Genomic DNA, 21,258 nt, shown 5'->3' with positions numbered 1-21,258 from the left:
TTAGACTGGCGAACTATGGTGGAGACCGAAGCGCAGGTCGACGAGCTGGCCGCCGAGCTGCAGCGCGTCCTCTCCAAGCTGTTCTCCGTCCTGCGGCGCGGCGACGTCAATCGCAGCACCGCGGGCAGCGAGCTGACCCTTGCGCAGCTGTCAATCCTGCTGACGCTGCTGGAAAAGGGCCCCATCCGAATGACCGATCTGGCGGCCCACGAGCGCGTCCGCACCCCGACCACCACGGTGGCGATCCGCCGGCTGGAGAAGCTCGGGCTGGTGAAGCGGTCGCGGGACCCCTCGGATCTGCGGGCCGTGCTGGTGGAGGTCACGCCGCGCGGGCTCGTGCAGCATCGTGAGGCGTTGGCCGCCCGGCGCGCCCACCTGGCTGCGATGCTCGGCCATCTCACCGACGACGACGTCGAGACGCTGACCAGGGCGCTGGGTCCGATGGAGCGCCTCGCCGACACCGAAATCGCGCCTGAATAGCCGTATCAGCCGTATCAGCCCAGCCAATCCAGCACCGCCGCCGCTGTCCACGACTGCTGCATGCTGCCCAGCGGTTCGCCGGTGAACGGCTCGTAGTATTCGGCGAACGTGCCGTCGCTGGCTTGGCGCAGGCCTTCGCGGCGCAGGATCAGCGACCGTTCGGCCCAGCCGCGGCGGGCGAACGCCCACGAGAACAGCCACGTCATCACCGGCCAGACCGGTCCGCGCCAGTATTCACGCGGCCGGAAGTCCCGCGACACAGGCGACGTCGAGGGGATCAACGCGTATTTCAGGTCGGGATGCCCGCAGAACCGGGGGCCTTCCAGCAGCCGAAGCAGCGTGCGCTCCTTGTCGTGGGGCAGCCCGCCGCACAGCAGCGGTGCAAATTGCGCGACGGTCTCGGTGGCGATCAGCTTTTCTGCCCGCACGTCGTAATCGCGTGCCGCGCCGGTTCTTTCATCGGTCGTCTCGATGACGCCTGCGCGGAACCGCTCGGCCCACACATAGAGGTCCCGAACGTCGGCCAGCGGTCGCTTGTAGTCCTCGCCGATTTCGGCGAGGACGGTGCAGGCCACCGAAAGGATCGCCGATACGAAGACATCCTCGACGGCGAAGCTCATCACCTTGGGCAGCAGCTCGTCGTCGTAATGCGCCGACTTCATCTCCTCGACCAGCCACAGATAGCGGTCGTACTCCATGTCCGACGGCCGCTGGGTGGCGTCGGTGACGATCGTGTTGTCCTCCCGTTGGTACTCCGGCACGTTGCCCGGAACCACGTTGGCGTAGGCCGCATCCCAGCGCGGCGAGTTGTCCATCCCGGACTCCCAGCCGTGATACAGCGTCACCCGGCCGCGCTCGTTCGGGTCGCGGGCTTCGGCAAGCCAGCGGTGCCAGCGCACCAGATCGTCCCATCGGCGGTCGAGGAACGCCTCGGCCACCGCGCGGGTGGAGCGGCCCCGAGAGCGCGCATGGTCGAGAATGCGCTGCACCGCAATCGCGTGCACCGGCGGCTGGGTGATGCCCGACGTGTGCCGCGTGCGCGGCGCGTTGGCGGCCAGCGCCGACGTCGCCCATCGCGCCGGCCCCGGGAAGTAGCCGTCGACTCCGTTGGCGAAGACGATGTGCGGGATCATCCCGTTGGTCCATTGCGCCGAGAGCAACGTGTCGAGTTCGACGACGGCCCGCTCGACGCTCAGCGGAGCCAGTCCGATCGCCACGAAAGCGGCGTCCCAGCTCCACATGTGTGGGTAGAGCAGCGGCGCCGCCGTCGTCATCGAGCCCAGGTCGTTACCACGCAGCAGATAGGCGGCGCGCGCCGCGAGCTGCGTGGGAGCGAACGTCGGATCCGGGGCCATCGGATCCATGATCGCAGTCGGTAGGGTGTCCGGCATGCCGACCGCGTTCATCACCGGTGCAACGGGCGGGCTCGGCACGGCCATCGCCGAAGCGCTCGCGCCCACCCACACTCTGTTTCTCGGCGGCCGGCCGTCCGACCGGCTGGACGCGCTGGCCGAGCGGATGGGCGCCACCACGTGGCCGCTGGATCTGCAGGACAGCGACGCCATCCCCGCCGTCGTCGAGCCGATTGACTCGCTGGATGTGCTGATCCACAACGCCGGCGCGGCCTTCCCGGGCCGGGTCGCGGAGTCGACGGTGGACGAGTGGCGCGTCACCATGGAGGTCAATGTCGTTGGGGCGGTTGCGCTTACGCTCGCACTGCTGCCCGCGCTGCGGAGCGCCCGCGGCCACGTCGTGTTCATCAATTCCGGTGCGGGCATCAACGCCTCGCCCGGCCTGGCGTCCTACACTGCAAGCAAGTTCGCGCTGCGCGGGTTCGCCGATTCGCTGCGCAACGACGAGAACGACCTTCGGGTGTCGTCGATTCATCCCGGCCGGATCGCGACGGCGATGCAGGAGGGGCTCGTCGCCTACGAGGGCGGCGATTACGACCCGTCGCGGTTCCTCAGCCCGCAAACCGTCGCGAAAGTCGTCGCCGACACGGTTAATGCCCCGCCCGATGCGGACATCCGCGAGGTGGTCGTCCGCCCCCGTGCGTGATTTCGGCGTGTTAACCCGCGCTCAGCGCGGGAAATCACGCCCAAATCGCTGCTAGACGACGAGGTTCACCAGGCGGCCTGCGACGACGATCACCTTTTTCGGTGTCGCGCCGTTGAGGAAGGCTTGCACTTTCTCGTCGGCCAGCGCTGCCGCCTCGAGCGTGTCGGCATCGGCGCCGGCGGGCACCGTGACGTGGCCGCGGACCTTGCCGTTTACCTGCACCGGAAACTCGACCGTGTCCACGGTCAGGTAAGTCTCGTCGGCCACCGGGAACGGACCGTGCGCCAGTGAGGTCTCGTGTCCGAGCCGCTGCCACAGTTCCTCCGCGAGGTGCGGCGCCAGGGGCGCGACCATCAACACCAGCGGTTCGACCGCGGCGCGGGGCACTGCGCCGCTGTGCTGCTTGGTCAGGTGATTGGTGTACTCGATCAGCTTGGCGCCCGCGGTGTTGTTACGCAGCGCCGCGTAATCGTCACGGACCCCGGCGATCGTCCGGTGCAACGCCCGCAGCGTCTCCTCATCAGGATCGTCATCGCTGACCCGCAACTGGCCGGTCTGCTCGTCGACGACCAGCCGCCACACCCGCTGCAGGAACCGGTAAGCGCCGACGACGTCCTTGGTGGCCCACGGCCGCGAGGCCTCCAGCGGGCCCATCGACATCTCGTACACCCGCAGCGTGTCCGCGCCGTAGTTGTCGCAGATCTCGTCGGGTGACACCGAGTTCTTCAGGCTCTTGCCGATCTTGCCAAACTCCTGGTTGACCTCGATCTCGCCATCGGAACCGGTCCAGTAGAACTTTCCTTCGCGCGCAACGACTTCCGCGGCGGGCACGTACGTCCCCCGGGCATCGGTGTAGGCGTGCGCCTGGATGTAGCCCTGATTCACCAAGCGCCGATACGGCTCGCGCGACGACACATGGCCGAGGTCGTAGAGCACCTTGTGCCAGAACCGGCAATACAACAGATGCAGCACCGCGTGCTCGACGCCGCCGACGTAGAGGTCAACACCGCCCGGGTCGTCCGGACCATGTTCGGCCGGCCGCGGCCCCATCCAGTACGCCTCGTTCTTCTTGTCGCACATGGCTTCCGAGTTGTGCGGGTCGGTGTAGCGCAACTCGTACCACGAGCTCGCCGCCCACTGAGGCATCACGTTGGCGTCGCGGGTGTAGGTCTTGAGGCCGTCACCGAGGTCCAGCTCGACGTGCACCCATTCGGTCGCCTTGTTCAGCGGCGGGTTCGGCTCGCTGTCGGCGTCGTCGGGATCGAACAGCACCGGCGAATAGTCGTCGATGTCGGGCAGCTCGACGGGCAGCTCGGACTCGGGCAGCGGGTGGGCTCGGCCGTTCTCGTCGTAGACGATCGGGAAGGGCTCGCCCCAGTAGCGCTGACGGGCGAACAACCAGTCGCGCAGTTTGTATTCCACGCGCGCCTGCCCGACGCCGTCGGCAACCAGTCGCGCGGTGATGGCCTCCTTGGCGGACTCCACGCTCAACCCGTTGAGATAGTCGGAGTTGACGAGCACACCGTCACCGGTGAATGCCGCCTGCGAAACGTCGCCGCCGGCAATCACTTCCACGATCGGCAACCCGAATTCGCGGGCGAACTCCCAGTCGCGGTGGTCGTGGCCGGGCACCGACATGATCGCGCCGGTGCCGTAGCCGATCAGGACGTAGTCGGCGATGAAGATCGGAACCTGTTGGCCGTTGGCGGGATTGGTGGCGTAGTTGCCGAGGAAGACGCCGGTTTTCGTCTTGGCTTCCTGACGCTCGAGGTCCGACTTGGCCGCGATCGCCTTACGGTAAGCCGCGACGGCCTCGCCGGGGCTCGCCGCACCGTAGGTCCAGCGCGGATCGACGTCGCCGTCGGGCCACTGCGCGGCGGTGAGCTGCTCGACCAACGGATGCTCGGGCGCCAGCACCAGATACGTCGCGCCGAACAAGGTGTCCGGCCGCGTGGTGAACACCTCGACGTCGCCTGCGTCGGTGCCGAAAAGCACTGCGGCGCCGGTGGATCGGCCGATCCAGTTGCGCTGCATGGTCTTGACCTTCTCGGGCCACTCCAGCACGTCGAGGTCGTCGAGTAGCCGGTCGGAGTAGGCGGTGATGCGCATCATCCACTGCCGCAGCCGCTTTCGGAACACAGGGAAGTTGCCGCGGTCGCTGCGGCCGTCGGAGGTGACCTCTTCGTTGGCCAGCACCGTGCCAAGGCCGGGGCACCAGTTGACCATCGAGTCGGCGTGATACACCAGCCGGCAAGAGTCGATCACGTCAGCGCGTTCGTCGGCCGTCAACGCCGACCACCGCCTGCCGTCGTCGAGGCTGCGCTTGCCGGAGTCGAACTCGGCGATCAGCTCGTCGATGCGGCGGGCCCGATTGGCGTCCTTGTCGAACCACGCGTTGTAGATCTGCAGGAAGATCCACTGCGTCCACTTATAGAAGTCGACGTCGGTGGTGGAGAAGCTGCGTCGCGCGTCGTGACCCAGGCCCAGACGGCCCAGCTGGCGGCGGAAGTTGACGATGTTGGCTTCGGTCCGGACGCGCGGATGGGTTCCGGTTTGCACTGCGTACTGCTCGGCAGGCAGTCCGAATGCATCGAACCCCAACGCGTGCAATACATTACGGCCGGCCATCCGGAAGTACCTGGCATAGACGTCGGTCGCGATGTATCCCAGCGGATGGCCGACGTGCAGACCCTCGCCCGAGGGGTACGGGAACATGTCCTGGACGAACATCTTGTCGGCGGGCACCGGCGACCCGTCGGTCGGTGCCAGGGAACCCACCGGGTTGGGCACTTCAAACGTCCCCAGCTCCTGCCAGCGCTGCTGCCAGGCGCGCTCGATCTCCCCGGCCAGCTTCGCGGTATAGCGGTACTGCGGGGTGTCGGCTGACGCCTCGGAAGCGCTGGTGACCGACTCACTACTCACGTGGACAGGGTAAAGGGCCGCCGGTGACCGCTCATCGGCCACGGGCAGGTATCGGTTGCATTGCGGAGCGATCAGAGCTTCATTCCAGGTCGGTTCCAGCCCTGGTGGCCCTGTCGACGGCGGGGTTACGGTCGCCCCCTGACCAGGGGCCGATGGCCCCATAGCCGGAAAGGAACTGGGAAAGGATTCGGGCGATGAACAACACTGCTCGCCGCTGGCGAATCTTGGGAGGCGGCCTCTCCGCGAGCATCGTCGCGAGCATGGCTGGCGTGCTGGGCCTGGCGGGTCCCACCGCCGCGGCCGATCCGCTCTATCCCGTACCTCCCCAACCGGCACCCGTCATCCAGCAGGTGCCCGGCGCCGCCGTCGCGCCAGCCGCGACCCCGCTCGGCATCCCACCCATGGTGCCCGCAGTGCCCACCGCACCCGTCGCTCAGGCCGCCGCCCCGCTGGCCGCCAGCCCAACGGCACCCGGCGTCCAATCCCTGGCCGCGACGGCCGCCGTGCCGCAAGCGCTGGTGCCCGCGACCGCGGGGACGCTGGCCGACTTCCTCAAATCGAAAGGGGCCACGCTGCAACCTCAGTCGGCCCGCGACTTCAAGGCGCTCAACATCGTGCTACCGGTACCGCGCGGATGGTCGCAGGTGCCCGACCCGAACGTGCCCGACGCGTTCGCCGTGATCGCCGACCGTGTCGGCGGCGACGGCATCTACACCTCGAACGCCGCTCTCGTGGTCTACAAGCTCGTCGGCGGCGACTTCGATCCCAAGGAAGCCATCACCCACGGCTTCATCGATTCCCAGCAGCTGCCGGCGTGGCGCACCACCAAGGCGACGCTCGGCGATTTCGGCGGCATGCCGTCGGCGGCGATCGAGGGCACCTACCGCGAGAACAACATGTCGCTCAACACATCCCGGCGGCACACCATCGCCACTGCCGGACCCGACAAGTACCTGGTGACGCTGTCGGTGACGACGACCGTCGGCGAGGCCGTCGCGGCCGCCGACGCCACCGACGCCATCACCAACGGGTTCAGGATCAGCCCGGTCGGCCCGCCCCGGTAGCGCGGTCGGTGCGGCGACCCTTAAGGTAAGCCGCATGTTTTTCGCGGCGGTTGGTTGTCTGTGCGCCGCGCTGGCGACCGCCGCTCTCGGCGGGTGGACGTTGTCGCGTCCCTGCTCCGCCGACATGGTGGCCCAGGTTCTGCGCGCCGTTGCGCCGACCCAACTGGCCGCCGCGGCGATGCTGGCCGTCGCGGGTGTGGTCGCTTTGTCGACACAGCCCGACACCGGCGTGGTGGTGCTGATCGTCTGCGTGATCGGGGCGGTCACCACCGTAGCGGCGGGCTGTTGGCAGAGCGCTAAATTCGTCGCAGCGCGTGAGGGAGCGGCGTGTGGTAGCGCAGCGAGCGGCTGTGGCACCGGCGCGTGCGCCACCTGCGCGCTGTCGCGCGGCTAGTTGCGGCTGATGTCGATCGGATGGGTCGCCAGCAGCGACAACGGCAACGGCTGACGCCGCAGCACCCTCCCCCACAGATCCACCCGGGCCTCGACCAGGACGTCGGAGGGCAACGCCGACAACACGATCCAGTCGTCGCGTTCGATCTCGCCGTCCAGCTGCCCGATGGTCCACCCCGAATACCCGGCAAAGATCCGCACGCCTTCAACCATGGGCGCGATCGCCTCGGGTTCGGCGTCTAGGTCGACCATCGCCATCCGGCCCTGCACGTGGCGCAGCCCCGGCACACCGCTGGGATTGGTGCCCACCCGCAGGGTCGCCAGGCACAGCGCGGCATCGCGCTTCACGGGGCCGCCGATGAACATCGTCTTCGGCTTGGTGGCCAGCTTCGCCCATTGCGGCAGCACGTTGTACACCGCGGTTTCGCTGGGCCGGTTCAGCACCACCCCGAGCGTGCCGCCGTCGTTGTGCTCGACGATGTAGATCACGCTGCGGCGGAAGGTGGGCTCGAGCAGATCGGTGTTGGCCAGCAGCAGGGTTCCGGCGCGCACCCGGTTCGCCGTCGGAGCGACCCCCTCTCTGAAGTCCTCCGGATCCTCTGACTGTGCCACCCCACCATCATGGCACCAGCGAACGAGCAACGTGACGAACAGGCGCGGGCCGCCGAGATATTTGTACTGTGAATTCTCGTGGACGCGCACGCACCGGTTGCCCTGTGGCGGTCGGTGCGCAGCCTCCCCCAGTTCTGGCGCCTGCTCGAGCTGCGCACGGCAAGCCAATTCGGCGACGGCCTGTTTCAGGCCGGGCTCGCCGGTGGGCTGATCTTCAACCCCGAACGCGCAGCGGGCCCGTGGGAACTCGTCGCCGCCTTCGCCGTCTTGTACCTGCCCTACTCCGTGCTCGGCCCGTTCGCCGGCGCGCTGCTGGACCGGTGGGACCGGCGGCTCGTCCTGATCGGCGCGAACGTCGGCCGGGTGGTGGTGGTCCTCGCCATCGCGGGCCTGCTCGCGGCGAGCGCCCGCGATTGGGCGATTCTGTTGGGCGCGTTGGTCGTCAACGGGTTCACCCGCTTCGTCTCCTCCGGTCTGTCGGCGGCGCTTCCTGACGTGGTGCCGCGCGATCAGGTGGTGACGATGAACTCGGTGGCGACGGCTACCGGCGGAGCGGCGGCGTTTCTCGGTGCGGGTTTCATGCTGCTGCTGCGTTGGCTGTTCGGTGCCGGCGATACGGGCGCGGCGACGATCATGCTGATTGTCGTGGTCCCGGTCGCGGTGGCGCTGCTGCTGTCGGTGCGGTTTCCCCCGCGTGTGCTGGGCCCGCACGAGAGCCGGCGCAGCATTCACGGGTCGGTGCTCTACGCGGTGGCGACCGGTTGGCTGCACGGCGCGCGCACGGTGTCGGCGGTGCGCACCGTGGCGGCCACGCTGGCCGGGCTGGCCGCACACCGGATGGTGCTCGGCATCAACACCATGCTGGTGCTGGTGATGGTGCGGCACAGCGACACCCACAGCGTCGCCGGTTTCGGCACCTCAGCGCTGTTCCTGTTCACCGTCGGCATCGGCGCGTTCCTGGCGAACCTCATCACGCCCAGCGCCATCGGCCGGTGGGGCCGCTACCGCACCGCCAACGCGACGCTGCTGCTGGCCGCTTTCATTCAGCTGGGCGGCATTGGCCTCCAGGTGCCGCTGATGATGGTGTGCGGGTTCGTGCTCGGCGTGCTCGGTCAGGTGGTCAAGCTGTGCGTTGACTCCGCTATGCAGATCGACGTCGACGACGCGCTGCGCGGTCACGTGTTCGCGGTACAGGATGCGGTGTTCTGGATCTCGACGTGTGTGGCGCTCACGGCCGCTGCGGCGGTGATTCCGGCCGACGGCCGTTCCCCGTGGCTGGTGGTTGCGGGATCGGTGGTCTATCTGGCCGGGCTGACCGCCCACGCCAGCATCGCCCGGCTGCGACAGGCGCCGCGTTAAGGTGGCCCGCATGGCGACCGCGGGCCCCATCATCGACGACCTTCGCGCCGAAAGCGATTCCCTCGACGCACTGGTCGCCGACCTGGCCGCCGAGGGCTGGGCGACGCCGACGCCCGCGCCGGGCTGGACCGTTGCCCATCAGATCGCCCACTTACTGTGGACCGACCGCGTCGCGCTGCTGTCGGTCGACGATGAAGCGGGCTTCAACGAAGTGCTCGGCTCGGCGGCCGAGGACCCCGCCGGTTTCGTCGACAGGGGCGCCGAACAGATCGCCGCGGTACCGCCGGCCGACCTGCTGGCCGACTGGCGCAGCACCCGCACGCGGTTGCACGATGCGCTGCTGACCGTGCCCGACGGGCGCAAGCTGCCGTGGTTCGGGCCGCCGATGAGCGCGGCGTCGATGGCGACCGCGCGGCTGATGGAGACGTGGGCGCACGGCCTCGACGTCGCCGACGCGTTGGGCGTGCAACGGCCCGCCACGGCACGGCTGCGCTCGATTGCGCACATCGGTGTGCGCACCCGTGATTTCGCGTTTGCGATCAACGGCCTTGCCGCGCCGACGGATTTGTTCCGGGTCGAGCTGAGCGCACCCGACGGGTCGACGTGGGCGTGGGGACCCGAGAATGCGGCGCAGCGGGTGACGGGTTCGGCCGAGGACTTCTGCTTCCTGGTCACGCAGCGACGGCCGCGGGCGGAGCTCGACGTCGTAGCCGTCGGTGAGGACGCGCAGCGATGGCTGACGATCGCGCAGGCGTTCGCAGGGCCGCCCGGTCCCGGCCGCGGCTAGAGCGCATTGGCGGCGTCGGCCCGGCCGTCGCCGTCCTTATCGGTCAGCTTGATGTCCCACGTGCCGTCGCCGTCGGTGTCGACGTAGCCGACGCCGTCACCGAGCGCGCGGTCAGCCAGCCCGTTGCCGTCGGTGTCGATCAACCGATCGGCTGCCTTCCCGTCGCCGTCCAGGTCCACGGTCGGGCCGCCGACGTTCTCGGCACCGTCGAGGCCGAACCATCGCAATCCCCTAGCAAGCTGTGGGCCCACTCCGCCGCGGTCGGCGCTCACCGTCCAGGTACCTGACCCGTCATCAGTGAAATAGGCCTCGCCGTTGAGGACGGCGTGATCGGCGGTCCCGTCGCCGTCGAGATCGGCCAGCGCGTCGTCCAGCCCACCGTCACCGTCGACGTCGAGGCCGACCGCGTCCAACGTGCCGTTTCCGTCGACGTCGGTGTCCAGCGGCGCGGTCCACATCGTCGCCGAGCCGTCGCCGTCAGAGAGGCAGTAATCCATGCCCGTTCAGACGCCGGCTCCCTCGATTGAGTTCCACAAGCGGCTATGCACTACTGGCCGCGGGAGGCGGCGTGTCGCACAGCAGACGCGCACGGTCGCGGTGCTAGATGCGCTAGCTGCGGGGGTTCCACCACTTCAGCAGTTCGGCGACGGCCTCGTCATGGTCCAGCGGTCCGCGGTCCAGTCGCAGCTCCTTCAGATAGCGCCACGCCTCGCCGACCTGAGGGCCCGCGGGGATGTCGAGGATCTTCATGATCTCGTTGCCGTCGAGGTCCGGCCGGACGCGTTGCAGGTCCTCCTTGGCGGCCAGCTCGGCGATCCGCTTCTCCAGATCGTCGTAGTTGGCCTGCAGCCGCGCCGCGCGCCGCTTGTTGCGCGTCGTGCAGTCGGCCCGCACCAGCTTGTGCAGCCGCGGCAGCAGCGGGCCAGCGTCGGTGACATAGCGCCGGACCGCCGAATCGGTCCACGTACCGTCGCCGTATCCGTGGAACCGCAGATGCAGATACACCAACTGCGACACGTCGTCGACCATCTGTTTGGAGTACTTCAGCGCCCGCATCCGCTTTCGGGTCATCTTGGCGCCGACCACCTCGTGATGATGAAAGCTCACCCCGCCGCCGGGCTCGTGGCGCCGCGTCGACGGCTTGCCGATGTCGTGCAGCAGCGCCGCCCAGCGCAGCACCAGATCCGGCTCGTCTTCCAACGCGATAGCCTGCCGCAGCACCGTCAGCGAATGCTGATAGACGTCCTTGTGCTGATGGTGTTCGTCGATCGCCATCCGCATCGCACCGACTTCCGGCAACACCACATCACCCAGACCGCTGGCCACCATCAAATCGATGCCCGCCACCGGATCGTCACCGAGGATCAACTTGTCGAGTTCGGCGGCGACCCGTTCGGCGGTGATGCGTTCGAGCTGACCGGCCATCGCCGCCATCGCCTCGCTGACCCGCGGCGCCACCGTGAAACCCAGCTGCGACACGAACCGCGCCGCCCGCAGCATCCGCAGCGGATCATCACCGAACGACACCTCCGGCGCCGACGGGGTGTCCAGCACCCGGGCCTGCAGCGCGGTCAAACCGTTTAGGGGATCGAGGAATTCGCCCGGGCCGTCGGCCGTGACGCGCACCGCCATCGCGTTGACGGTGAAGTCCCGCCGGATCAGGTCGTCGTCGAGGCGGTCGCCGAAGCGCACTTCCGGATTGCGCGACACCTGGTCGTATGTGTCGGCACGGAACGTGGTGATCTCCACCCGCTGATCGTGCTTGCCGACGCCGATCGTGCCGTACTCGATGCCGGTGTCCCACAATGCGTCGGCCCACGGCCGCAGAATCCTCACCATCTCGTCGGGCCTGGCGTTGGTGGTGAAGTCCAAGTCGGTGCCGAGCCGGCCGAGCAACGCATCGCGCACGCTTCCGCCGACGAGATACAGCTCGTGGCCCGCCTCAGCGAACAACCGGCCGAGGTCTTTCAGCAGCTCGATGTGTCGGTGCAACGCCACCTGGGCGGCGATGAGCAGATCAGCGTTGTCGGACACGTTCACTGAGCGTAGAGGTAACGGTCCTGCAGCGAGCGGCGAGTGCAGGGGGAGCGAATATTCCTGCCAGCTACTATCGCTTGGGTGTCGGACGGCGAACAGGCCAAACCACGACGGCGCCGCGGGCGACGTCGTGGTCGGCGCGCGGCAGGTCCACCCGACACCAGCTCCGCTAAGCACAACAACTCCGCCGTGCCCGAGAACATCACCACCCCCGTACCCGACGGCAGGCCCAAGCCGCACAAACCGCGCAGTCCCCGCCGCGGCACGGACCGGCTGCGCACCGTGCACGAAACCTCCGCGGGCGGGCTGGTCATCGACGGGATCGACGGACCGAAGGAAAGCCAGGTCGCCGCGCTCATCGGCCGGGTCGACCGGCGCGGGCGGATGCTGTGGTCGCTGCCCAAGGGCCACATCGAACTCGGCGAAACCGCTGAGCAGACCGCGATCCGCGAGGTCGCCGAGGAAACCGGCATCAAAGGCGACGTGCTGGCCTCGCTCGGCAGCATCGACTACTGGTTCGTCACCGAGGGCAGACGGGTGCACAAGACCGTGCACCACTACTTGATGCGGTTTCTCGGCGGCGAGCTGTCCGACGAGGACGTCGAGGTCAGCGAGGTGGCCTGGGTGCCGCTCAAGGAGCTGCCGTCGCGGCTGGCCTACGCCGACGAGCGCAAGCTCGCCGAGGTCGCCGACGAGCTGATCGACAAACTCCACACCGACGGACCGTCCGCGCTGCCGCCGCTGCCCCGCAGCACTCCGCGCCGGCGCCCCCAGACACACTCCCACACCCGCAACCGGCGACCCGACGAAGCAGGCCAACCCAAACCGGGCCGGCGGACGAACGGCTGCGGACAAGGGCCGTGACCGCCCGCCGTGGGTGCGGCATGGTGCTGCGCAGTCTGCTCGCCGTGCTGGCGCTGCTGATCCTCGTCGCCGCCCCCGCGGTATCCCCGCACGCCGCAGCCGGAGAGCCCGGCTCTTTGCCCTTCCTTCAGGTGCGCATCGACCACGTCACCCCCGAGGTCGTCACCACCACCAGCGAGCCCGTCGTCACCGTCTCCGGGACCGTCCTCAACGTCGGCGACCGACCGGTGCGTGACGTGATGGTCCGCCTCGAGCACGCGGCCGCGGTCAATTCCTCGGTGGGCCTGCGCACCAACCTCGGCGGCAAGAACGACCAATTCGAGGGCGTGGCCGACTTCATCACCGTATCCGCCGAATTGCCACGGGGACAACACGTTCCGTTCAACCTGACCGTGCCGTTGCGTTCGGCGCAGGCAGCATCGCTGGGCATCGACCAGCCTGGGGTATACCCGATGTTGGTCAACGCCAACGGAACCCCCGATTACGGCGCCCCGGCCCGCCTCGACGATGCCCGTTTCCTGCTCCCGGTGATCGGGGTGCCGCCTGAACGCGCCGTCAACTCGGCGGCCGACGGCCTGGCCGACGTGGTGGCTCCGGATACGTCGAAACCGGTTCGGATGACGGTGCTGTGGCCACTCGGCGACCGGCCGCGGCTGGCGGCGGGCGCCCCCGGCGGAACGACCCCCGTGCGGTTGATCGACGACGACCTCGCCGCCGAGCTTGCCCCCGGCGGACGCCTCGACGCGTTGTTGTCCGCGGTCGATTTCGCGACCGGCCCGACCGTCGACCCCGGCGGCCAGGTGACCAGCGCGCTGTGCCTGGCCGTCGACCCCGACCTGCTGGTCACCGTGAACGCGATGACCGCCGGTTATGTCGTCAACGTCGGACCCGACACCGGACCGGCGACGCCGACGCGTCCCGGCACCGGCCAGGAGGCGGCCGTGAACTGGCTCAACCGGCTCAAGGCGGTGGCCCAGCGGATGTGCGTGGCGTCGGCGACCTACGCGCAGGCCGACCTCGACGCGCTGCAGCGGGTGGGCGACCCCGGCCTCAAGACCGTCGCCACCACCGGCGCCGGTGACATCGTCGACCAGATCCTCGGCACCGCCTCAGTGCGCGGCGCCACCCTGCTCGGCGACGGGCCGCTGACCGCGCGCGCGGTCCAGCTGCTTTCGGCGCAAGGCCCGACCGTCGCGGTCGCAGCCGCCAACCTCACCGCGGAGGAGTCCAGCGGTGACACCACCGCCGACGTGACACCGGTCCGCTACACACCCGAGGTGGTCACCGCGCCGTTCGATCCCACCGTCTCCGCGGCGCTCGCCGGTGCCGGGTCGGACCCGGAATCGCCGTCGTATCTCGATGCCGCGCTTGATGTTCCCGTCAAACACGACTCAGCGGTCGCGCGTCGGCAGGACGCCTTGGCCGCCGTGCTGTGGCGCACGATCGCGCCCGAAGCCGAGCCGCGCAGCCAAATCCTGATGCCGCCGATGACGTGGGGTTTACAGGCCGACGATGCCGGAGCGATCCTGTCCGCGGTGGCCACCGCCATCCGGGCGGGTCTGGCGGCGCCGCGGCCGCTGACCGCCGTCATCGCCGACAGTGAACGGGTGCCGCCGCAAGACGCCCGCCCGCTGCCCGACAACGTTTCCGCCAACCCGCGGGCGCGCTTCGACAACTCGGTCATCGACAGCGTCGCCGCGACCACCGGCAGGGTCGCGGGTCTCACCGCGGCGCTCACCACCGACAACCGCACCGGGCTCACGGGCCCGCAGTACACCGCGCCGCTGCGCGAGGACATGCTGCGCGCGCTGACCCAGTCGGTGCCGCCCGACGTCCGTAACGGGCAGGCCCAGCAACGGCTCGGCATCACCGGCAATACGGTCGCCGACCTATTCAACGCGGTGACGATCGTCAACCCCGGCGGCTCCTACACGCTGGCTACCGAGCACAGCCCGCTACCGTTGGCGCTGCGCAACGACCTGCCCGTGCCGATCCGGGTGCGGCTGCAGGTCGACGCTCCGCCCGGCATGACGGTCACCGACATGGGCGAGATCGAACTGCCGCCGGGATACCTGCCGCTGCAGGTGCCCGTCGAGGTGCATTTCACCCAACGCGTCGCCGTCGACGTCGCGCTGCGCACCGCCAACGGGCTGCCGCTGGGCGAGCCGGTGCGGCTGTCGGTGCACTCCAACGCCTACGGCAAAGTGCTGTTCTTCATCACGCTGTCCGTCGGCGCGGTGTTGGTGGCACTGGCCGGTCGCCGGCTCTGGCACCGGTTCCGCGGCCAGCCCGACCGCGCCGACCTCGATCGTCTGGCCGCCCGCCCGGACCCGCTCGACACCGCCCTCGCACACGGCGACGACCCATGAGCACCACAGGCCGGCACTTCGGCCCGGCGCAGCCACCGTTTGACCGCAGCGGTGGCCCACCGGGTCCGCAGCGGCCGTCGCGGCACACCGCGCCACCGTCCGGTATCCGGCCCTATCCCCCGCCACCCCCACCGCGCCGAATGCCGCCGCCTCCTCCCCGGCAACGCATCCCGCGCGGGCCTGCGCCCCGACGGCGTGCGGGCCGCCCCGAGCTCAGCGACGCCGCGGTGGTGTCCCGGTCCTGGGGCATGGCCCTTGCCACCCTGGTCAGCCGGATCACCGGCTTCATTCGCATCGTGCTGCTGGCAGCGATCCTCGGCGCCGCGCTGTCGAGCGCCTTCTCGGTGGCCAACCAGCTGCCCAACCTCGTCGCAGCGCTGGTGCTCGAAGCGACATTCACCGCGATCTTCGTGCCCGTGCTGGCCCGCGCCGAACGCGACGATCCCGACGGCGGCACCGCCTTCGTGCGCCGCCTGGTCACTTTGGCGACCGCGCTGCTGCTGATCGCGACCGTGGTGTCGGTCGCTGCTGCACCGCTGCTGGTGCGGCTGATGCTCGGCAGCGACCCCCAGGTCAACCGTCCGCTGACCACCGCGTTTGCGTATCTGCTTCTGCCCCAGGTGATCTTCTACGGGCTGTCATCGGTGTTCATGGCAATCCTCAACACCCGCAACGTGTTCGGCCCGCCGGCCTGGGCTCCGGTCGTCAACAACATTGTGGCGATCGCGACCCTGGTGCTGTACCTCATTGTGCCGGGCGAGCTTTCGGTCGATCCCGTCGAGATGGGCAACGCCAAGCTACTGGTGCTGGGCATCGGCACAACGCTCGGCGTCTGCGCCCAGACCGCCGTGCTGCTCGTCGCGATCCGCAAGGAACGTATCAGCCTGCGCCCGCTGTGGGGGCTTGACGACCGGCTGCGACGGTTCGGCGGGATGGCCGCCGCGATGGTGCTGTACGTGTTGATCAGCCAGATCGGCCTTATCGTCGGCAACCAGATCGCAAGCGCCGCAGCGGCTCCCGGGCCGGCGATCTACAACTACACCTGGCTGGTGCTGATGCTGCCGTTCGGCATGATCGGCGTGACGGTACTGACCGTGGTGATGCCGCGGCTGAGTCGCAATGCTGCCGCCGACGACATCCCCGCCGTGCTGGCCGACCTGTCGCTGGCAACGCGGCTGACCATGGTGACGCTGATCCCGATCGTGTCGTTCATGACAGTCGCGGGCCCGGCGATCGGCAGCGCGCTGTTCGCATACGGAAATTTCGGCGACGTCGACGCCGGATATCTCGGCATGGCGATCACGCTGTCGGCGTTCACATTGATTCCATATGCGTTGGTACTGCTGCAGCTTCGCGTGTTCTATGCCCGCGAACAACCGTGGACGCCGATCATCGTCATCATCGTCATCACCAGCGTGAAGATCGCGGCATCGCTGGCCGCGCCGCACCTGACCGACGATCGCGAGCTGGTCGCGGGATACCTGGGCCTGGCCAACGGCGTCGGCTTCCTGGCGGGCGCCATCGTCGGCTACATCCTTCTGCGCGCCAACCTGAACCCGCCGAACGGACGGCTGATCAACCTCGAGGTGGTCCGCACCGTCCTCGTCGCGACCGCCGCTTCGATGATCGCAGGCCTCGTCGCCCACATCATTGATCAACTGGTGGGCCTCGAATCGCTGACCGAGCACGGCGGCGCCGGGTCGATGCTGAGGCTGATTGTGCTCGGCGTCATCATGCTGCCGATCATCGCCGCGGTGATGCTGGCCGCCCAGGTGCCCGATGCGCAGGCCGCGCTCGCCGCGGTGCTGGGCCGACGCCAGGAGGGCAGGGGACGTCGTCTCGGCAGGAGCCCGGAGGTAGCCGGACAAGCGCCCGCCCCCGCCGTCCGACCACGCCCGACGGCGCCCCTCACGTACTCTGATCAGAGGAATTCGCTCGGGCCGAGGGGTCGCCACAGCACGACGACCACCCGGCACGGGCCTCCGGCCCCGGTTGCCGGAGTAGGGATGCGGAAAGGACCAGCGGTGACCGACGAATCCGCAGGCGACTCCGTACCGGTGCCTGACAACGGCGCGACGACGCGCATTCCCCGCCCGGCAGCCGACGAATTCCAACCCGACGTGCCCGTCGCCGGTGTCGCCGGCCCCGCTGGCAGCAGCGACGCCGAGCGGGGCGACCCCGGCACCAAGCCCGTCAGCACCGTGCCGCCGCCCACGTCGGGTCGGCCTCCCGCCGACTACGGCGGCGACCCGACCCGCGAAGGCCTGCCGTTCGACATCCCCCGCGAACCGGCCATCGAGGCCGCAACCTCCGACGAAGACGTCCACCTCATCCCCGGCGCCACGATCGGCGGCGGCCGCTACCGGCTGCTCGTCTTTCACGGCGGCCCGCCCCACCTGCAGTTCTGGCAGGCGCTGGACACCGCGCTGGACCGGCAGGTGGCCCTGACGTTCGTCGACCCCGACGCCGCGCTACCCGACGCGGAACTGCAGCAGATCCTCGACCGCACCCTGCGCTTGAGCCGCATCGAAAGCCCAGGCATCGCCCGGATCCTCGACGTCGCGAACACCGGCTCGGGCGGGTTGATCGTCAGCGAGTGGATCCGCGGCGGATCCTTGCCGGAAGTCGCAGAGACGTCGCCCTCCCCGATCGGTGGCGCGCGCGCGATGCAGACGCTGGCCGCCGCCGCCGAGCAGGCCCACCGGGCGGGTGTGGCGCTGTCGATCGATCACCCCAGCCGGGTTCGGGTCAGCATCGAGGGCGATGTGTCGCTGGCCTTCCCCGCGACCCTGCCCGACGCGACCCCCGAAGACGACATCCGCGGCATCGGCGCCGCGCTGTATGCACTGCTGACCAACCGCTGGCCGCTGCCAGAAGCCGGGGTGCGCAGCGGGCTGGCGCCCGCCGAGGTCGACGCCGCCGGTGAACCCGTCGAGCCCCGCGCGGTCAACCGCGACATCCCGTTCCAGATCTCGGCTGCCGCCGCGCGATCGGTGCAGGCCGGTGGCGGCATCCGCAGCGCGCCGACACTGCTCAACCTGTTGCAGCAGGCGACCGCCATCGCCGACCGGACCGAGCTGATCAACCCCGTCGAAGAGCAACAGGCACCGAGAGCCGCCCGGGTACGCGCAACCCCCGTCGATGATCCCGAGGTGGCCGCGCGCCGCCGCAAGGGGCTGATCATCGGCCTCAGCGTGGGCGCGGCGGTCATCGTTGTCGCGCTGCTGGTGCTGGCTTCGGTGCTCAAGGGCATCTTCGGCGATGTCGGCGGCTTCTCGGGCGACGAGCTGGGCCTCAATGCGCCGAGCAGCTCCTCCGATGACAACAACGGCGGCAGCAGTAGCAGCGGTGGGACCGTGAAACCCGTTAAGGTGACGGTGTTTTCGCCAGAGGGCGAAGCGGATGCGCCCGGTCAAGCACCCCTGGCGATCGACGGCAACACCTCCACGGCGTGGCCCATCGACACCTACAGCGACCCGGTCCCGTTCCCGAACTTCAAGAACGGTGTCGGTCTGATGCTGCAGCTGCCGCAGCCCACCGCGATCGGCGAGGTCACCATCGACCTGAACAGCACCGGCACCTCCGTCGAGATCCGGTCGGCGCAGACGCCGACGCCGTCGTCGCTGTCCGACACCACGGTGCTCACCCCGGCCACCCAGCTCAAGCCCGGCGCCAACACCATCAAGGTGGACAACCCGACGCAGACCTCCAACCTGCTTGTGTGGATCTCGACACTGGGCCAGGTCGACGGCAAGAGCCGTTCCGACATCGCTGAGGTCGGCGTTAAAGCCGCGTCCTGACGCCTTATCCCAAGGGCTGCCGGCACGCGAATAGGCAAGTCAACCGGTGTGCCCGAAAACTGGTGCGCGAGCAGGGGTCCACGGTTGCTTACAGTTCGCTGTGTGGACAGCTTCGGGGGCAGCGTCGAGCGCCAGCGCAGCGACGGTGAACTGCTCGCCGCGCACGTCGCAGGCGACCGGTATGCGTTCGAGGAATTGTTCTACCGCCACCACCGCCAGCTGTACCGCCTCGCGATGATGACCAGCCGCAACCCCGACGACGCCGCCGATGCGCTGCAGGACGCGATGCTGTACGCGCACCGCGGCGCGGCCTCGTTCCGCCGCGACGCCGCGGTTAGCAGCTGGCTATACCGCATCGTGGTGAACGCCTGCCTGGATCGGTTGCGCCACAAGAAGAATCGGCCCACCACCGAGTTGACCGAAGACAGCGCCACCGTCGGTGACCTCACCACGCACGTGGATACCGCGATTGTGGTGGAACGGGCGCTGATGCGATTGCCGGTCGAACAGCGTGCCGCGGTCGTCGCGGTCGACATGCAGGGCTACTCAGTTGCGGAGACCGCGCGGATGCTCGGTGTCCCGGCAGGCACGGTGAAGAGCCGGTGCTCGCGCGCCCGCGCCAAGCTCGCCGAGGCGCTCGGCTATTTCGACACCGGTGCAACCGTGCCGCAACCCCGCGCCGTGAGCGGCGTGCGTCACTATTGACGGATGCGGGGCGAATCCGGAGTTCCCGAGGAGCGGGTCCGGCAGGCACTGGCCGAGTTGGGCACTGACGCGGCCTCGGCGCCGGATGTGCCTGCCTCGGTGACGGCCAGGATCGGCGCAGCGCTGCGGGCGGCGCCTGCCGCGCCTGCCCACACCGTCGGCCCAGCCCGGTTGAGCGGGTTACGGATCGTCGCGCTGGCCGTCGGGATCGGCGCTGCGGTGGTTGCCGCCGCAGTAGGCGTCGCCATGTTGGTGCATTCTGACGCCGCGCCGCGCTTTCCCTCGGGCCCGACGGCGGAGAAGATCACGGTGTCGACCTCGGTGAAGTCGCGGTGATGCGGCCGATCTGCGTGGTGGGAACAGCCCGGCTTACCCTGATGTTTGTATTCGTGCCGCCGCGGTATCGGTGCGCCGTACCGCGTAGGCAGAGAGGTTTACATGACTGATCAACCGTCCACCGTCCACGATCTGATCATCGTCGGCTCGGGGCCTGCCGGCTATACCGCCGCGATCTACGCGGCCCGCGCCCAACTGACACCGCTGGTGTTCGAGGGCACGCAGTTCGGCGGCGCGCTGATGACCACGACCGAAGTGGAGAACTATCCGGGCTTTCGCGACGGCATCACCGGCCCGGAGCTGATGGACGAGATGCGCGAGCAGGCGCTGCGCTTCGGCGCCGATCTGCGCATGGAAGACGTCGAGGAGATGTCGCTGGCCGGACCGGTCAAGTCCGTGACCGTCGACGGCCAGACCCATCACGCCCGCGCGATCATCCTCGCGATGGGCGCAGCGGCCCGCCACCTGGGCGTTGCGGGTGAGGATCGACTGCTGGGCATGGGTGTGAGCACCTGCGCCACCTGTGACGGGTTCTTCTTCCGCGACCAGGACATTGCCGTGGTCGGCGGCGGCGACTCCGCCATGGAGGAGGCCACCTTCCTGACCCGGTTCGCCCGCAGCGTCACCCTGATCCACCGGCGCGACGAGTTCCGCGCATCGCGGATCATGCTGGACCGCGCCAAGAACAACGAGAAGATCCGGTTCCTGACCAACACGCAAGTCCTCGAGATCGAGGGCGAGGACAAGGTGACCGGCGTGCGGCTGCTCAACAGCGTGACCGGCGAGGAAAGCAGCCTCGCCGTCACCGGCGTGTTCGTCGCCATCGGTCACGACCCGCGCTCGGAACTGGTGCACGGCCAGATTGACCTTGACCCCGACGGGTACGTGCTTGTGCGTGACCGCACCACGAGCACCTCACTCGAGGGCGTCTTCGCGGCGGGTGACTTGGTCGACCGCACCTACCGCCAGGCGATCACCGCTGCAGGCAGCGGCTGTTCGGCGTCGATAGATGCCGAACGCTGGCTCGCCGAAACCGCAACGGGGACAACACAAACCACAGATCCTGACTTGATTGGAGCCCAACCATGACCGGAGCAGAGAAGACGAGCAAGACGGTGAATGTCACCGATGACACCTTCTCCAACGAGGTACTGTCCAGCGCCACCCCGGTGCTGGTCGACTTCTGGGCCACCTGGTGCGGCCCATGCAAGATGGTCGCGCCGGTGCTGGAGGAGATTGCGGGCGAGAAGGCCGGATCGTTGACCGTCGCCAAGCTCGACGTCGACGCCAACCCGACCACCGCCCGCGATTTTCAGGTGGTGTCCATCCCCACCATGATCCTGTTCAAGGACGGCGCGCCGGTGAAGCGGATCGTCGGCGCCAAAGGCAAGGCTGCGCTGCTGCGTGAGCTCTCCGACGTCGTATAACGCGCCGTTGAACCCGCACAGAACCCGCCTGGCGTTTTCTTGAAT

At 68.8% G+C, this 21,258-nt stretch carries 18 protein-coding genes; 13 read left to right on the top strand and 5 right to left on the bottom strand.

What is annotated here, in order from left to right; all coding sequences use genetic code 11:
* Nucleotides 1–15 precede the first annotated feature (15 nt).
* Nucleotides 16–480 (top strand): MarR family winged helix-turn-helix transcriptional regulator, encoded by a 465-nt coding sequence (locus A5651_RS05175; protein WP_066976268.1) that lies wholly within the window; start codon nucleotides 16–18, stop codon nucleotides 478–480.
* A 14-nt stretch (nucleotides 481–494) separates the two neighbouring features.
* On the opposite strand, the gene A5651_RS05170 is transcribed toward A5651_RS05175, so the two are convergent.
* Nucleotides 495–1,835 (bottom strand): amylo-alpha-1,6-glucosidase, encoded by a 1,341-nt coding sequence (locus tag A5651_RS05170; protein ID WP_066976311.1) that lies wholly within the window; start codon nucleotides 1,833–1,835, stop codon nucleotides 495–497.
* Between the two features lie 34 nt (nucleotides 1,836–1,869).
* On the opposite strand from A5651_RS05170, the gene A5651_RS05165 reads away from it, so the two are divergent.
* Nucleotides 1,870–2,538 carry an SDR family oxidoreductase gene (locus tag A5651_RS05165; protein ID WP_066976314.1) on the top strand — a complete coding sequence of 223 codons (669 nt, stop codon included), beginning with the start codon at nucleotides 1,870–1,872 and terminating at the stop codon, nucleotides 2,536–2,538.
* Between the two features lie 51 nt (nucleotides 2,539–2,589).
* On the opposite strand, the gene leuS is transcribed toward A5651_RS05165, so the two are convergent.
* Nucleotides 2,590–5,460: a leucine--tRNA ligase gene (leuS, locus tag A5651_RS05160; RefSeq protein WP_156662628.1), complete on the bottom strand. Its 2,871-nt coding sequence runs from the start codon at nucleotides 5,458–5,460 to the stop codon at nucleotides 2,590–2,592.
* Nucleotides 5,461–5,654: 194 nt separating this feature from the next.
* Between leuS and A5651_RS05155 the strand changes: the two genes are divergently transcribed.
* A complete protein-coding gene (locus tag A5651_RS05155; RefSeq protein WP_082943597.1) occupies nucleotides 5,655–6,524 on the top strand; it encodes an LpqN/LpqT family lipoprotein in 870 nt (289 codons plus the stop codon).
* Between the two features lie 34 nt (nucleotides 6,525–6,558).
* Nucleotides 6,559–6,918, top strand: coding sequence for a hypothetical protein (locus tag A5651_RS05150; RefSeq protein WP_066976262.1), 360 nt, complete (start codon nucleotides 6,559–6,561; stop codon nucleotides 6,916–6,918).
* On the opposite strand, the gene A5651_RS05145 is transcribed toward A5651_RS05150, so the two are convergent.
* Entirely contained in the window at nucleotides 6,915–7,529 is a 615-nt protein-coding gene (locus A5651_RS05145) for a YqgE/AlgH family protein (protein ID WP_066976260.1), read from the bottom strand. The two genes, A5651_RS05150 and A5651_RS05145, sit on opposite strands and share 4 nt — an antisense overlap.
* Before the next feature lie 78 nt (nucleotides 7,530–7,607).
* Here A5651_RS05145 and A5651_RS05140 point away from each other — a divergent pair, with 78 nt between their 5' ends.
* Nucleotides 7,608–8,888 carry an MFS transporter gene (locus A5651_RS05140; protein WP_082943596.1) on the top strand — a complete coding sequence of 427 codons (1,281 nt, stop codon included), beginning with the start codon at nucleotides 7,608–7,610 and terminating at the stop codon, nucleotides 8,886–8,888.
* Between the two features lie 10 nt (nucleotides 8,889–8,898).
* Nucleotides 8,899–9,675 (top strand): TIGR03084 family metal-binding protein, encoded by a 777-nt coding sequence (locus A5651_RS05135; RefSeq protein WP_066976305.1) that lies wholly within the window; start codon nucleotides 8,899–8,901, stop codon nucleotides 9,673–9,675.
* Here the strand turns inward: A5651_RS05135 and A5651_RS05130 are convergent.
* Both A5651_RS05130 and A5651_RS05125 read right to left on the bottom strand, forming a co-directional pair.
* On the bottom strand, nucleotides 9,672–10,172 hold the full coding sequence (locus A5651_RS05130) for a pullulanase (RefSeq protein ID WP_066976256.1): 501 nt from the start codon (nucleotides 10,170–10,172) through the stop codon (nucleotides 9,672–9,674). The two genes, A5651_RS05135 and A5651_RS05130, sit on opposite strands and share 4 nt — an antisense overlap.
* 112 nt (nucleotides 10,173–10,284) lie before the next feature.
* A complete protein-coding gene (locus A5651_RS05125; RefSeq protein ID WP_066976253.1) occupies nucleotides 10,285–11,715 on the bottom strand; it encodes a CCA tRNA nucleotidyltransferase in 1,431 nt (476 codons plus the stop codon).
* A gap of 78 nt (nucleotides 11,716–11,793) precedes the next feature.
* Between A5651_RS05125 and A5651_RS05120 the strand changes: the two genes are divergently transcribed.
* The 7 genes from A5651_RS05120 (at nucleotide 11,794) to trxA (ending at nucleotide 21,213) form a co-directional block, all read left to right on the top strand.
* Nucleotides 11,794–12,576 (top strand): NUDIX hydrolase, encoded by a 783-nt coding sequence (locus A5651_RS05120; RefSeq protein ID WP_197496549.1) that lies wholly within the window; start codon nucleotides 11,794–11,796, stop codon nucleotides 12,574–12,576.
* Nucleotides 12,577–12,596: 20 nt separating this feature from the next.
* The gene (locus A5651_RS05115) at nucleotides 12,597–14,945 is read left to right on the top strand and encodes a DUF6049 family protein (protein WP_066976251.1); all 2,349 of its coding nucleotides are present in this window, start codon (nucleotides 12,597–12,599) and stop codon (nucleotides 14,943–14,945) included.
* 140 nt (nucleotides 14,946–15,085) lie between these two features.
* Nucleotides 15,086–18,745, top strand: coding sequence for a murein biosynthesis integral membrane protein MurJ (gene murJ, locus A5651_RS05110; protein WP_066976248.1), 3,660 nt, complete (start codon nucleotides 15,086–15,088; stop codon nucleotides 18,743–18,745).
* Nucleotides 18,746–18,847: 102 nt separating this feature from the next.
* Entirely contained in the window at nucleotides 18,848–19,450 is a 603-nt protein-coding gene (gene sigM, locus A5651_RS05105; protein WP_066976245.1) for an RNA polymerase sigma factor SigM, read from the top strand.
* Between the two features lie 3 nt (nucleotides 19,451–19,453).
* Nucleotides 19,454–19,786, top strand: a complete 333-nt coding sequence (locus A5651_RS05100; RefSeq protein ID WP_066976243.1) for a hypothetical protein — start codon at nucleotides 19,454–19,456, stop codon at nucleotides 19,784–19,786.
* Between the two features lie 102 nt (nucleotides 19,787–19,888).
* Nucleotides 19,889–20,875, top strand: a complete 987-nt coding sequence (gene trxB, locus A5651_RS05095) for a thioredoxin-disulfide reductase (protein ID WP_066976240.1) — start codon at nucleotides 19,889–19,891, stop codon at nucleotides 20,873–20,875.
* Nucleotides 20,872–21,213, top strand: a complete 342-nt coding sequence (gene trxA, locus A5651_RS05090; RefSeq protein ID WP_066976236.1) for a thioredoxin — start codon at nucleotides 20,872–20,874, stop codon at nucleotides 21,211–21,213. Before trxB ends, trxA begins: the two co-directional genes overlap by 4 nt.
* Nucleotides 21,214–21,258 lie beyond the last annotated feature (45 nt).

It is taken from the genome of Mycobacterium sp. 1274761.0 (assembly GCF_001668615.1).
Lineage (GTDB): Bacteria > Actinomycetota > Actinomycetes > Mycobacteriales > Mycobacteriaceae > Mycobacterium.
This window is presented reverse-complemented; position numbering and strand designations above follow the sequence as displayed.